General features: G+C 63.8%; 10 protein-coding genes. 3 read left to right on the top strand and 7 right to left on the bottom strand.

Annotation, left to right across the window (positions count from 1 at the left end; translation table 11 throughout):
- Positions 1-3 precede the first annotated feature (3 nt).
- Both shc and AT395_RS17765 read left to right on the top strand, forming a co-directional pair.
- Positions 4-1,968 carry a squalene--hopene cyclase gene (shc, locus tag AT395_RS17770; protein WP_048627538.1) on the top strand — a complete coding sequence of 655 codons (1,965 nt, stop codon included), beginning with the start codon at positions 4-6 and terminating at the stop codon, positions 1,966-1,968.
- A 23-nt stretch (positions 1,969-1,991) separates the two neighbouring features.
- Positions 1,992-2,696 (top strand): phosphorylase, encoded by a 705-nt coding sequence (locus AT395_RS17765; protein WP_053086301.1) that lies wholly within the window; start codon positions 1,992-1,994, stop codon positions 2,694-2,696.
- Between the two features lie 117 nt (positions 2,697-2,813).
- Here the strand turns inward: AT395_RS17765 and AT395_RS17760 are convergent, their stop codons facing one another.
- From AT395_RS17760 to AT395_RS17740, 5 genes are all read right to left on the bottom strand, one after another.
- Complete coding sequence (locus AT395_RS17760) at positions 2,814-4,016, bottom strand: glycosyltransferase (RefSeq protein WP_052765378.1); 1,203 nt, start codon at positions 4,014-4,016, stop codon at positions 2,814-2,816.
- A complete protein-coding gene (gene hpnA / locus AT395_RS17755; RefSeq protein WP_042112029.1) occupies positions 4,013-5,008 on the bottom strand; it encodes a hopanoid-associated sugar epimerase in 996 nt (331 codons plus the stop codon). Before hpnA ends, AT395_RS17760 begins: the two co-directional genes overlap by 4 nt.
- Complete coding sequence (gene hpnH, locus AT395_RS17750) at positions 5,009-6,130, bottom strand: adenosyl-hopene transferase HpnH (RefSeq protein WP_042112027.1); 1,122 nt, start codon at positions 6,128-6,130, stop codon at positions 5,009-5,011. It lies immediately after the preceding gene.
- Between the two features lie 23 nt (positions 6,131-6,153).
- Positions 6,154-7,113 carry a 4-hydroxy-3-methylbut-2-enyl diphosphate reductase gene (gene ispH, locus AT395_RS17745; protein ID WP_042112025.1) on the bottom strand — a complete coding sequence of 320 codons (960 nt, stop codon included), beginning with the start codon at positions 7,111-7,113 and terminating at the stop codon, positions 6,154-6,156.
- A gap of 359 nt (positions 7,114-7,472) precedes the next feature.
- Positions 7,473-8,120 carry an MlaC/ttg2D family ABC transporter substrate-binding protein gene (locus AT395_RS17740; RefSeq protein WP_042112023.1) on the bottom strand — a complete coding sequence of 216 codons (648 nt, stop codon included), beginning with the start codon at positions 8,118-8,120 and terminating at the stop codon, positions 7,473-7,475.
- 239 nt (positions 8,121-8,359) lie between these two features.
- On the opposite strand from AT395_RS17740, the gene hpnN reads away from it, so the two are divergent.
- On the top strand, positions 8,360-10,993 hold the full coding sequence (gene hpnN, locus AT395_RS17735; RefSeq protein ID WP_048627523.1) for a hopanoid transporter HpnN: 2,634 nt from the start codon (positions 8,360-8,362) through the stop codon (positions 10,991-10,993).
- A gap of 109 nt (positions 10,994-11,102) precedes the next feature.
- Here the strand turns inward: hpnN and dxs are convergent, their stop codons facing one another.
- Entirely contained in the window at positions 11,103-13,028 is a 1,926-nt protein-coding gene (gene dxs / locus AT395_RS17730; protein ID WP_048627522.1) for a 1-deoxy-D-xylulose-5-phosphate synthase, read from the bottom strand.
- 23 nt (positions 13,029-13,051) lie between these two features.
- The gene (locus AT395_RS17725; RefSeq protein WP_042112017.1) at positions 13,052-14,125 is read right to left on the bottom strand and encodes a 2-aminoethylphosphonate aminotransferase; all 1,074 of its coding nucleotides are present in this window, start codon (positions 14,123-14,125) and stop codon (positions 13,052-13,054) included.
- Between the last annotated feature and the right edge of the window lie 37 nt (positions 14,126-14,162).

Here is a 14,162-nt window from a genome sequence, read left to right as displayed (position 1 = left end):
GCGATGGCCACGCAGACCCTTGAAACGGGGATCGAACGCTCGATCACGGCACTGCTCGATCTGCAACAGGACGACGGTCACTGGCTGTTCGAACTGGAAGCCGACTCGACCATTCCGGCCGAGTACGTGCTGCTGCGTCACCATCTCGGGGAGAAGGTCGACGCCGAGCTGGAGGCGAAGATCGCGGCCTACCTGCGTCGAATTCAGGGCGAACACGGCGGCTGGCCGCTGTTTCACAAGGGCAAATTCGACATGAGCGCCAGCGTGAAGGCGTACTTCGCGCTCAAGATGATCGGAGAGCCGATCGACGCCCCGCACATGGTGCGCGCGCGTGAGGCCATTCTCTCGCGTGGTGGTGCACAGAATTCGAACGTCTTCACGCGCATTCTGCTCGCGCTCTACGGCGTGCTCGAATGGAGGGCGGTGCCGATGATGCCCGTCGAGATCATGCTGCTGCCGCAGTGGTTCCCGTTCCACCTGTCGAAGGTGTCGTACTGGGCGCGCACCGTGATCGTGCCGCTGCTCGTGTTGCAGGCAAAGCGTCCGCGCGCGCGCAATCCGAAGGGTGTCGGCATCGACGAACTGTTCATCGGCAGTCCCAAGGACGTCGGCCCGCCCAAGCGTGCGCCGCATCAGAGCCGCTTCTGGTTCACGTTTTTCTCGGGTGTCGATCAGGTGCTGCGTGCGCTCGATCCGTTCTTCCCCAAGAAGCTGCGCGAAAAGTCGATCCGGCGTGCTGTCGATTTCGTCGAGGAGCGCCTGAACGGCGAAGACGGCCTCGGTGCCATTTATCCGGCCATGGCCAATGCGGTCATGATGTACGACGTGCTTGGCTATCCGGAAGATCATCCGAGCCGCGCGATTGCCCGCAAGTCGGTCGAGAAGCTGGTGACACCGGCCGAACACGAAACCTATGTGCAGCCGTGTCTGTCGCCGGTGTGGGACACCGCATTGTCGGCGCACGCGCTGCTCGAAACCGGCGACAAGCGTGCCATTGAACAGGCGGGCAAAGGGCTCGAGTGGCTCATTCCGTTGCAGATTCTGGATGTGCGCGGCGACTGGATCTCGCGTCGGCCGAACGTGCGTCCGGGCGGCTGGGCCTTCCAGTTCGCCAACCCCCATTACCCGGACGTGGACGACACCGCTGTCGTGGCCATGGCGATGGATCGCTACGAGAAGCTTGCCGGTACCTTCGAGAACGACAAGATCGATGCGAGTCCGCGCCCGATGCGCCATGCGATCGACCGTGGCACGGAGTGGGTCATTGGCATGCAGAGCAGTAACGGTGGGTGGGGGGCGTTCGAACCGGAGAACACGCATCTGTACCTGAACAGCATTCCGTTCTCGGATCATGGCGCGTTGCTCGATCCGCCCACGGTAGACGTCTCCGCGCGTTGCCTGTCGATGCTGGCGCAACTGCCGCAGTCGCCGGCGCGCAAGGCCTCTGCGGATCTGGCATTGAAGTACATTCTCGACGATCAGGAAGCCGACGGCAGCTGGTATGGCCGCTGGGGCATGAATTTCGTGTACGGCACATGGTCGGCCATGTGCGGCTTGCAGGCAGCAGGTTTGCCGCCGGAGCATCCGGCCATGGCACGTGCGGCACAGTGGCTCATCTCGATCCAGAACGCCGATGGTGGCTGGGGCGAGGACGGCGATAGCTACAAGCTCGATTACAAGGGCTACGAGGCGGCACCGAGCACGTCGTCGCAGACGGCCTGGGCATTGCTCGGCCTGATGGCGGCGGGTAAGGCCAACGATCCGGCGGTCAAGCGTGGCGTCGACTATCTGCTCAATACGCAGAACGAAGAAGGACTGTGGGACGAAGAACTCTACACGGCGACGGGTTTCCCGCGCGTGTTCTATCTGCGCTATCACGGCTATCGCAAGTTCTTCCCGCTGTGGGCACTGGCTCGTTATCGCAATCTGACGGTGCGCAACGATTGCCCCGTACCCTGCGGCATGTAGTCCTTGAAACGCACGCCAAATAAGTGAGTCCCCTGAACCCGCCCATCATCGTTGTGACCGGCATGCCCTTCGAGGCGCGCATTGCGCGCGGCGACGGCGTGGTCGTAGTTTGCGCGCAGAACAACACGCTTGCCGCAGACCTCGAAGCCGCTATTGCGCACGACGGCGCGCGTGGACTGGTGAGTTTCGGCACTGCCGGCGGCTTGATTCCCGGCGTGAAGCCGGGGCAGTGGGTGATCGCGCACAAGGTGCTCGACATGCCGCGGCAAGCGCACGAGTATGTTTCGGCGACCGGCTGGGCGGACGCCTTGCGTCGCGCCATGCCCGGCGCCTTGCGCGCCGATCTCGCAGGGGTGAGCGCCCCCGTGGTGAATGCCGGCGACAAGGCCGCGTTGTTCCGTGAGACCGGGGCGGCGGCGGCGGATATGGAGTCGCATGTCGTGGCGCGCGTCGCGCAGGCACACGGTCTGCCGTTCGTTGCAGCACGCGTGGTCATCGATCCGGCGGAACGCTCGCTTCCCCCGGCGGCGCTCGCCGGGCTTCGCAGCGACGGTTCCACTGATATTCTGGGCGTGCTGCGCTCGCTCGCCGCCAATCCGCTGCAATTGCCCGCGCTGCTGCGGGTCGGTAAAGACGCGAGCCTCGCCAGGCAGGCCATGCGTCACGGACGCCAGATCGTGGCCCTCAAGCTGGGGGATGGATTTGGCGCCGGCGCCGCAGGGATCTGATCGCCACGCTTACCGCCCCCAAGGGCAAACGTCTCTCAAGAAAAATGCCAGCGCGTCTTTGCAGACGGGCTGGCATTTTTCTTTTGGGCGGATGCCGGTGCGAGGGCGTGAGTCAGTTCATACGTCCGACGATTGCTGTCCGCGCGCCTGAGCGCGTCCCTTCCACATGCCGCCACGACCGCGCCAGTGTTGCAGCGCCGAATCGAATGTGAAGACGGTGTACAGCGCCGCGACCAGCGGCAGCAACGGGCCGAAGCTAGACGGTTGACGATAGAAGCGCAACATCGGCAGATAGGACAGCGTCATCGCGATCCAGGCGAAGAGGCCGAGCCATTGCGCAATGCCTGACGCGAAGAGCGTCATGACCGGCGGCACGATGAATGTGAGCAGCAGCGACACGATTGTGCCTGCCAGCAGCACGGGCGAGTACCGCAATTGCGCGTAGGCCGTACGCGACACCATTTTGCGAATCTCGCCAAGGTTGTCGTACGGACGCACGCTGATGGCGCGCTCGGTCAGGCCCAGCCAGATTGCCCCTTGCTTCTTGAGCAGGCGCCCCATGGCGCAGTCGTCGATGATCTCGTCGCGTATCGCCTCGATACCGCCGCCGGCTTCGAGCGAGGCGCGGTGGATCAGCATGCAGCCACCGGCGGCGGCGGCCATGCGCTTCTTCGGATCGTTGACCCACGCGAACGGGTACAACATCTGGAAGAACAGCACGAACGCCGGAATCAACGTGCGCTCGAACCATGCGGTGCAGCGCAGCTTCGCCATGAGTGAGACGAGTACCCGCTTGTCGCCCGTGGCGCGCGTGACCAGACGGCGCACGTTTTCCGGGGTGTGCGCGATGTCTGCGTCGGTGTGCAGCAGATAGTCGGGGGCGATACCGTCGTCGTTGGTGCCGGGGTCACTGGCAAACGCCACGCCCTGACGTACCGCCCACATCTTGCCGGTCCAGCCGCCGGGCAGCGGTTGTCCGCTCAGCACATCTACCCGGCGGTTGAAGCCATCTGCGGCAGCACGGGTGGCTGCCTCACGCGCGAGATCGGCCGTGCCGTCGTTGCTCTGGTCGTCGACGACAACGATACGCAGGCGTCCCGCATAGTCCTGACGGCACAGGGATTCAACCACCTGTCCGATCGATTCCGCCTCGTTGCGCGCGGGAATGACAACGGCCACGGCAGGCCAGACCTCGGGCACGGGCAAGCGGTCTTCGTCGAGATCGTCGCGTTCGCGGGCGCGCCAGAAGTCGCCCTGCGAACTCAGCAGATAGATCCAGATGGCCAGCGAGAGCGCGGCGATCCAGGCCAAAACAGTCATGACAGATATCCGGCAGAACCAAACCAGGCAAGCGCATCGCGCAGGCCTTCGGGGTAGGGGCGGGCGGTGTAGCCAAGTTCGCGTTTTGCCTTCTCGGACGAGAAGAACATGTGATAACGCGACATTTTCAGGCCATCGACCGTGACGAACGGTTCTTTGCCCGTAAAACGGGCAACGCCTTGCGCGGCCATCGCGAGCGGATAGAGCGGCCAGCGCGGCAGGGCGATCGTCGGGGCCTTGCGATTGACCATGCCCGCAATGCTCGCGAGCATGTCGCGCAGCAGCACGTCGTCGCCGCCGAGAATGTAGCGCTCACCGATGCGACCGCGCTCGAGAGCAAGCAGATGGCCTTCGGCGCAGTCGTCGACATGCACGAGATTCAGGCCCGTATCGACGAATGCGGGAATCTTGCCTTGCGCGGCTTCGACGATGATGCGCCCGGTGGGTGTGGGCTTGATGTCGCGCGGCCCGATGGGCGTGGACGGATTGACGATCACGGCAGGCAGACCGTCGTTTGCGATCATTCGCTCGACCAGACGCTCGGCCGCGACCTTGCTGCGCTTGTACACGCCAATGGTCGTGGCTTCGTCGTTGGGGGAGGTTTCATCGACCGGGCCCGTGGCGTCGTGCACACGCAGCGTGGCAACGCTGCTCGTGTACACCACACGCTCGACCCCGGCACGCAGCGCGGCTTCCATCACCGTGCGCGTGCCGTCGATATTGGCTCGCATGATGTCGTTGGGATCTTTCGCCCACAGACGATAGTCGGCGGCGACGTGGAGCAGAGCATCCACCCCGGCAAGCGCGCGTTGCATCGATGCGGCATCGCGCATGTCGCCTTCCACGACTTCAACGGGCAGGTCGGCGAGGTTCGCGCGCGGGCTGGTGCCTCGCACCAGCAGGCGAACCTCGTGACCGCGCGCGAGCGCCGTGCGTGCTACCGCAGAACCGACGAACCCGGAGGCGCCGGTGACCAGCACACGCGACGGCATTTACGCCTTTGCCCGGCGCAGTTCGTCGAGCTTGATCTCGACGTGCTTGGAGAACACGAACTCAGCCGGACGCTGCTTGGCGAACGAGACGTCTTCGGCCATCGGGCCATCGGTACGTACACCCTTGAGCGCCACACCCAGCGCGCGCAGCGGACGCGTGAGCGTCTCGTTCACAGCCGTGGCTTCGAAACCGCTGTGCACCATGCAGTCGGCGCACTTCTCGTAGTTGCCCACACCGTACTTGTCCCAGTCGGTGGTGTCCATCAGTTCCTTGTACGTCTTGGCATAGCCTTCGCCAAGCAGGTAGCACGGACGCTGCCAGCCGAACACGGTACGCGTCGGGTTGCCCCACGGCGTGCAGTGGTACGAACGATTGCCCGCGAGGAAGTCCAGGAACAGGCTCGACTGGCTGAACGACCAGTTCTTGCCGCCGTTGCCGCGCTTGAGAATGTCGCGGAACAGTTGCTTGGTCTTCGAGCGGTTCAGGAAGTGCTGCTGATCGGGGGCGCGCTCGTAGGCATAGCCCGGCGAGACGGTAATGCCGTCGAGGCCCAGATCCTTCGTCGAATCGAAGAACTTGGCGACCTTCTCGGGATCGGCGTTGTTGAACAGCGTGCAGTTGATGTTCACGCGGAAGCCGCGCGACTTGGCCAGCTTGATGGCGGCCACGGCGCGGTCGTACACACCTTCCTGCGACACGGCAGCGTCGTGCATTTCGCGGTCGCCGTCGAGGTGAATCGACCAGACGAAGAACGGGCTCGGCTCGTAATCGTCGATCTTCTTTTCAAGCAGCAGGGCGTTCGTGCACAGATAGACGAACTTCTTGCGCTCGATGATGCCCTTGACGATTTGCGGCATTTCCTTGTGCAGCAGCGGTTCGCCGCCAGCGATCGAGACCACCGGTGCGCCGCATTCGTCTACGGCGTCGAGCGAGTCCTTGAGCGAGACACGCTGATTCAGGATGGGGTCCGGATAATCGATCTTGCCGCAGCCCGAGCATGCGAGGTTGCAACGGAACAGCGGTTCGAGCATCAGCACCAGCGGGTAGCGCTTGTTGCCCTTGAAGCGTTGTTTCATCAGGTAGGCGCCAACATACGCCTGTTGCAGGAAGGGGATGGCCAAGTTCGGCTCCTGTTCGTGTTGCGTTAGCCAGCGACCGCGTGTTGTACGGCGGCCGGCTCGGTTTTAATCAATTCCGACGGCAGGCGAAACTGGATGGTTTCCTCGATGCCGTCCATGAGAGTCACTTCGACGGTGTCGATGCGACGCAGTGCGTCGATCACGTCTTCGACCATGCGCTCGGGCGCGGACGCCCCGGCGGTAATGCCGATGCGGGCCTGACCACGCACCCATTCGGGGTTCAACTCGGAGCCGTCGGCCACCAGATAGCTCGGCAGTCCCATTTCGGTGCCGATTTCGCGCAGGCGGTTCGAGTTCGAGCTGTTCGTCGCGCCGACCACGAGCAGTACGTCCACACGCTCGCACAGCTCGCGTACGGCCGTTTGCCGGTTCTGCGTGGCGTAGCAGATGTCCTTGGTGTTCGGGCCGACGATATTGGTGAAGCGACGTTGCAGTGCAGCAATGATACCGCGAGTCTCGTCGACCGACAGCGTGGTCTGGGTCACGTACGACAGCGGCGTGTTGTCGGCGAGCGGCAAAGCATCGACATCGTCCTCGGTCTGAACGAGATGCACGGGCCCATCGATCTGGCCCATCGTCCCCTCGACCTCGGGGTGACCCGCATGGCCGATCAGAATGACTTCACGACCGGCAGATACGTAGTTCTTGCCCTGAATGTGCACTTTGGTGACGAGCGGGCAGGTGGCGTTGAGCACCTTCAGGCCACGCGTCTGCGCTTCCAGCTCAACGACCCGTGCGACGCCATGCGCGCTGAAAATGGTCACGGCGCCAGCAGGCGCTTCGGACAGCTCATCGATAAAGCGCGCGCCCTTGGCCTTGAGCGAATCGACCACATGTTTGTTGTGGACGATCTCATGGCGAACGTAGACCGGGGCGCCGTATTTTTCCAGGGCGCGCTCCACGATCTCGATGGCACGTATGACACCCGCACAAAACCCTCGGGGTTGGGCAAGGAAGACTTGCATTCAGCTCTCCGGCTCAGGTCGGCCGGGATGGCGGTTCTACTGGGTGTCCACGTTGTAAAAACTATGGCCTCATGGAACGCGCGGCGCCAGTTTCGCTGGCAATTCGCGCACACCCTCGGGGGGACCGCCGTCCGGTCGTTTGACAAGCAGCGATTGTAACCGCCGCGGCCAAAATCTGCTGGCGACCCCCTGTGGGAAACCGCCTGCGAGTGTTGCATAAGTGTTGACGAATCGGCGTTTATCTGTGGCGAATTTGTATCGATTCTGCCGGCAAGTGGGTGCAAGCCGGCGGAACGCGCTGGCGAGGCCGCCCTGGATGGACCGCGCCGCTCACGAGGCTCGCCGATAAGTCATTGATTTTACTTGCCGAAACGCTCGTTCTTCTCGCGCAGATAGGCGATCAGGCTGTCGATCCCGCCCTGAGCGATGCGTGCCTTGAATTGCGGCTGATACAACTGGATGAGCCATGCGTCGGCCACGTTCTCGCCCATCATGTTGATGTCGTAGATCTTCCAGCCCTTCTCGGTCTTGGCCAGACGGTAGGCGACCGAAAGATTGTCGCCGGTACCGCTGACCGAGGCGCCGACCACAACATCGTTGCTGTTCGCCGTGAGTTTGGCCGGGGCGAACTTGAACGAGATCTGGGTGCCGCGTACTTGCGAGAGTTGCAGCGCAAAGGTGTTGACGAGCAACTGCTGGAACTGCTCGAAAACCTGCTGCTGCTGGGCCGGCGTGGCGGCATCGAACGCCTTGGGGCCCACGGCATAGCGCGTGGTGCGGTGGAAGTCGGTGTAAGGCAGGAAGTCGCGGGCGACGACACGCGCCGTCGCGCTCACGTCGCCATCGCGGGCAGCCGGGTCTGCTTTGGCACCCTTGACGACCGTTTCGACGGCCGTTTTCACCATGTCGTTCGGATTGGCGCTGCTCGCCTGTGCCCAGGCGCCAGAGGCAACACCGATGCCGCTCAATGCGACGGCGGCAGTTGCCGTCACCAGAAATTTGTTCATACCAGCTCGTCTTCGTCGGTTTTAGTCGGTTAAAACGGGTAGGCCCGTAGTGTAGTGCACGCGGCCTTGTATACTGCTGCGATTTTGTAAATTCACCGTTTCCTCGTTTTTCATGGGCGGATCGACGGATTTCCTCCGCGATTGGTTCCCCGGCGCATCGCATACATAACGTTTCGTGACGATATGGATCGAATTGGCCAAAGGCGAGGGCGGCCTCCACTTTCTTCCGGAACCGCTACATGCTGACTTCGCTCGTCGTGCGCATCGTCCGTTTTTCGGCGAAGCACGCGTACCCAGTCATCTTCGCTTCGCTGCTCCTCGTTATCGCGAGTTCGGTATACGTCGCCAAGCACTTTGCGATCAACACCGATATTTCCAGCCTGATCGATTCGAATACGCCTGCCGCCGAGCGCGGCCGCGAAATCGACCGCGCTTTCCCGCAGAAGGCTGATATCACGCTTGCCGTGGTACAGGCTCCGGCCGTGGAATTCGCCGACCGGGCCGCCGCCGAACTGGCAGAGAAGCTCTCGACCGAGACAGACGTGTTCCGCTCGGTGAGCCGTCCGGGATCGGGCGAGTTCTTTGCGCGCAATGCGCTGCTCTTTGCCTCGCTCGACGACGTGAAGTCGCTGACCGGCAAGCTTGAAGACGCCAAGCCGCTGCTCAACCGTCTGGCGCAGGACCCCAGCCTGACGGGCTTGTCGAACCTGCTGTCGGTCACGCTGCAGACCCCGCTGCTCACGGGGCAGGTGAAGCTGCCGGACATGGCACGCCTGCTCGGCAACGCCGCCGATACGACCGAGGCGGTGCTGGCCGGGCGTCCGGCGGGAATGTCGTGGCGCTCGCTGGTCGCGCCGGATACCGTGGCGCGCAGCTATGTGCAGGTCCAGCCGGTGCTGGACTATGCGGCGCTCGAAGCCGGCGCGAACGCCGCAACGCGTATTCGTGACGCCGCTGCCGATCTGAAGCTTGCTGAACGCTATGGCGCGACGGTGCGCCTGACGGGCCCACGTCCGCTGTCCGACGAGGAGTTTGCTTCGGTGCGCGAAGACGCCGGCCCGAACGCCATCATCACGATGCTGGCCGTACTCGTGGTGCTGTGGCTGGCGGTGCGCTCGGGCAAGATGATTCTCGCGGTGTTCATCACCTTGCTGGCGGGGCTGGTCGTCACGTTTGCACTCGGCCTGATGATGGTCGGGGCGCTCAACATGATTTCGGTGGCGTTCGCCGTGTTGTTCGTGGGCATTGGCGTGGACTTCGGCATTCAGTTCGGCGTGCGCTATCGCGAGGAGCGACATCGTCTGGACAGCGACGGCAAGTCGTCGAGCGACGACGTGCTTCGCGGGGCGCTCGCCGGGGCCGGCAAGGCAATCGCCATGCCGTTGTCGCTGGCCGCAGCGGCCACGGCGGCGAGCTTTTTCTCGTTCCTGCCGACGGACTATCGCGGGGTTTCCGAACTGGGCCTGATCGCAGGCGTAGGCATTTTGTGCGTGGCCTTCCCGTCGGCGATCACGTTGCTGCCCGCACTCATCAGTGTGTTCAAGCCGAAGGGGGAAGCGAGCCCACCCGGTTTTCGCAGCCTGGGTCCGGTCGACGATTTCACCGACAAGTACCGCAAGCCGCTGTTGTACGGCACCCTCGCCCTCGTGGTGGCCGGCCTGCCGCTGTTGGCGCATCTGCACTTCGACTTCAACCCATTGCATCTGAAAGACCCGAAAACGGAGTCGATGGCGACGCTGCTGGATCTGGCGAATTCGCCGGAAGCCGGAGTCAACGACGTGCAATTGCTCGCGCCGACGCTTGACGCTGCCAACGCCGAAGCCGCGAAGTTGCGTGCGGTGCCCGAGGTCGGCCGCGTGGTTACGCTCACAACGTTCATCCCGACGGAGCAGCCGGCCAAGCTCGCGCAGATCGGCACGGCGGCCGCGTCGCTGCTGCCGGTGCTCACGCAGACGCCGCTGCCGCCCGTGGCCGATGCGGCTCGCGTGTCCTCGCTCAAGACGGCCGCCGGCCAGTTGGAAGACGCCGCGCTCGATCATCCGGGCGAAGGGGCCAAGGAAGCGCAGCGTCTGGCGATAGCCTTGCGCAAGCTTGCGGCGGCGGATGCCGCCACGCGTGAGCGCGCCGATCGTGCGATTGCTGGGCCGTTGAAACTCGCCCTCGGTCAGTTGCGCGACGCGCTGCAACCGCGCGAGGTGACGCGTGAATCGCTGCCCAGGGACATCGTGTCGCAATGGGTGGCTGCCGATGGGCGCGCGCTCGTGAACATTTCTCCGCATGTCGAGAAGGGCGCTGACCCGAGCGACGACGCCATGCTGCGCAAGTTCAGTGCAGCCGTGCTGGCGAGCGCACCGGATGCCGTGGGCGGTCCGATTTCGATCTTGCGCTCGGCCGACACGATCATTCGCGCTTTCATCGAGGCGGGAATCTGGGCGTTGCTCTCGATCACGGTGCTGCTGTGGCTCGCATTGCGCAATTTCGGCGACGTACTGCGAACGCTGGTGCCGCTGCTGGTCTCGGCGGCCGTCACGCTCGAAATTACCGTGCTGATCGGCCTGCCGCTGAACTTTGCGAACATCATCGCGCTGCCGCTGCTGCTCGGCGTTGGCGTGGCGTTCAAGATCTACTACGTCATCGCCTGGCGCGAGGGGAAGACGCAGTTGCTCGCGTCGAGTCTGACGCAGGCCATTGTGCTCTCCGCGGCAACGACGGGTATCGCCTTCGGGAGTCTGTGGCTGTCGCACCACCCGGGCACGTCGAGCATGGGCAAGCTGCTCGCGCTCTCGCTGGTATGCACGCTGATCGGTGCAGTGTTCTTCCAGCCGGTGCTCATGGGCAAGCCGCGCGAGAAGGACGTGCCACAGAAGCCATGACTTTCCTCGATTACCGCGCCTGAGGATCACGGTCCGAGGGCTCGGGGGCAATGAAAAACGGCACCTTCCGGTGCCGTTTTTCTATCTGAGCGCAGGGAAGCGATCTCGCTCAAGGCGCCGACGGCGCCGACGGCACCGCCTCGACCTTGCCGCCCAGACGCTCGGCCAGCGCCCGGCGAATCGACGCCGCAATACCCGGCGCATCGAGCCCGACAGACGCGAGTTGCTGCGCCGGGGTGCCCTGATCGATGTACGTGTCGGGCAATCCCAATTGCAGCACCGGAACCAGCACGCCATTGGCATTGAGTACTTCGACACAGGCCGTGCCCGCACCGCCCATCACCGCGCCTTCCTCAAGCGTGACGACGAGGTCGTGCGTACGTGCCATGTCGAGCAGCGTGGCGTTATCGAGTGGTTTGACAAAGCGCATGTTGACCACGCTCGCATCGAACTCGCTGGCGACCTGTTCGCCCAGTGCCACCATCGAGCCGAACGCGAGAATTGCCACGCGACGGCCTGCCGGGGCGGCGCTTTGCCGACGCACCTGCGCCCGGCCCACCGGCAAGGTCGACAAGCCGGCCTGCGTCTTCACACCGGGGCCCGCGCCACGCGGGTAACGCACCGCGCTCGGGCCATCGATGCCGAGCGCCGTCTGCAACATCTGACGGCACTCGTTCTCGTCGGCCGGCGCCATGACCACCATGTTTGGAATGCAGCGCAGGTAGGCAATGTCGTACGCCCCCGCGTGCGTTGCCCCGTCCGCACCGACAAGACCGCCCCGGTCGATCGCGAACACGACCGGCAGGTTTTGCAGGGCTATGTCGTGAATCACCTGATCGTAAGCGCGTTGCAGGAACGTCGAGTAGATCGCCACTACCGGCTTGAGCCCTTCGGTCGCCAGCCCGCCCGCGAACGTCACGGCATGCTGCTCGGCGATGCCGACATCGTAGTAACGCTCAGGGAAGCGTTTCTCGAACTCCACAAGTCCGGAGCCTTCGCGCATTGCCGGCGTAATGCCTACGACACGCTTGTCCGCCGCCGCCGCATCGCACAGCCATTCACCGAAGACCTGCGTATAGGTCTTGGCCGCGACTGTGCCTGGTGCAGCGGGACGAATCCCTTCGCTGGGATTGAACTTGCCCGGGCCGTGATACAGTACCGGATCGGCTTCGGCGAGCTTGTAGCCACGGCCTTTACGCGTGACGACGTGCAGGAACTGCGGGCCCTTGAGCGCTTTGATGTTCTCGAGCGCGGGAATGAGCGCGTCGAGATCGTGGCCGTCGATGGGGCCGAGATAGTTGAAGCCGAACTCCTCGAACATCGTACCGGTGGGCGATACGAGGGCCTTGGCGTGTTCCTCGAGCTTGTGTGCCAGTTCGCGCATCGGCGCGGGGGCGTTGCGCAGCAGGTTGCGCACGCTCTCCTTGCCGGCCGAGTAAAACTGCCCGGACATCAGACGCGTGAGGTACTGATTGAGGGCACCGACCGGCGGGGAGATCGACATGTCGTTGTCGTTGAGCACCACGAGGAACGGCAGGTCTTCGTAGACACCGGCGTTGTTCAGCGCTTCGAACGCTTCGCCCGCCGTCATCGCCCCATCGCCGATCACGGCAATCGCGTGCCGCTTCTCGCCCTTGACCTTGCTGGCGAGCGCCATGCCGAGCGCGGCCGAAATCGACGTGCTCGAATGCGCCGTGCCGAACGTGTCGTAGGGCGATTCCTCGCGCTTGGGGAAGCCCGACAAGCCTTTCCATTGACGAAGGCTCGACATGGCCTCGCGCCGGCCGGTAAGGATCTTGTGCGGATACGTCTGATGCCCCACGTCCCATACGATACGATCGTTAGGCGTGTCGAAAACGTAGTGCAGCGCGATCGTCAGCTCGACGGTGCCCAGATTCGACGAGAGGTGCCCGCCCGTGCGCGAGACGCTGTCGAGTACACAGGCGCGCAGTTCGTCCGCCAGACGGTGCAAGTCGGCGCGCGAGAGCGCGCGCAGCTCGGATGGGGAGTGGATGCTGACTAGCAAATCGGTCATGGCTGAACGTCCGGTCCCCTCGCTCACTTCACCAGTCTTGCGAAGGAAGCCAGCAGGCGATCGATGTCGGCCGCGGTGAGGTTGCCCATGGTCGAGATTCGGAACAGTTCCTTGGACAGGCCGCCTTGCCCCGCGTAGATCACGAAGCCGTCGGCCTTGAGCCAGTCGTGCAGACGCGGGTAGTCGACCCCGGCAGGCAACTTGTAGGCGCGCAGCACCACCGACGACTCACTTGCGGGCAACGCGCTGTCGATACCCAGTGCGGCCAGACCGGCGCGCGCCTGCTCGGCAAGCGCGCCGTAATGCGCATGACGCTTTTGCCAGCCTCCGGCGTCATCGAGTTCGCGCAGCGCCTCGACCAGCGCGTAGTACGCGTGCACAGACGGCGTGAACGGTGTATTGCGCTCGGCCTGCAGCTTGGCGAGGCGAGCGATATCGAGGTAATAGGTGCGGCTGGCAGCCTTGGCGAGGGCGTCTTTGCGCACCATCACGAACGACACGCCCGGCACGCCATGTACGCACTTGTTTGCCGTGGCGGCCACCGCCACGATGCCCGAGTCGTTGAAATCAATGGCTTCGGCGGCAAAGCTGCTCACGCCATCGACCAGCAGGCCGATGCCGCGTTCGCGACAGGCGGCGGCGATACCGGCCAGATCGTTCAGGCGGCCCGTAGTCGTCTCGTGGTGAATGATCGCCACATTCGTGTACGGACGATCTCCCGCCGTGTCGAGCTTGCCGACGATCTGCGCGAGATCGGGGGCTTGCATCCATTCGAAATGAATAACGTCGTGGTCGATACGGTATTGCTTCGCGATCTGCGAGATGCGCTCGCCGTACACGCCGTTCTCGACGATCAGCAGGCGCCCCCCTTCCGGCACGAGGCCAGCGGTCATGCTCTCAACGGCGGCCGTGCCCGAGCCGGTCATCAGCACCGGCGTCCAGACCGCCGGATCGAGACCGTAGACTGCCGTGAGGCGTGCGCGGGCTTCATCCTGCAGGTCGAAGAATTCGGGCTCGCGGTGGCACAGATCGGGTTGCAACAGGCTATTGCGGACGCGTTCGGTCAGGGTAACGGGGCCCGGATTCAGTAACAGCATGGCGAAGCTTCCTCGGCAGATTTCGTGAATGGGGGCA

This window comes from Pandoraea apista, assembly GCF_001465595.2.
Classification (GTDB): Bacteria; Pseudomonadota; Gammaproteobacteria; order Burkholderiales; family Burkholderiaceae; genus Pandoraea; species Pandoraea apista.
This window is presented reverse-complemented; position numbering and strand designations above follow the sequence as displayed.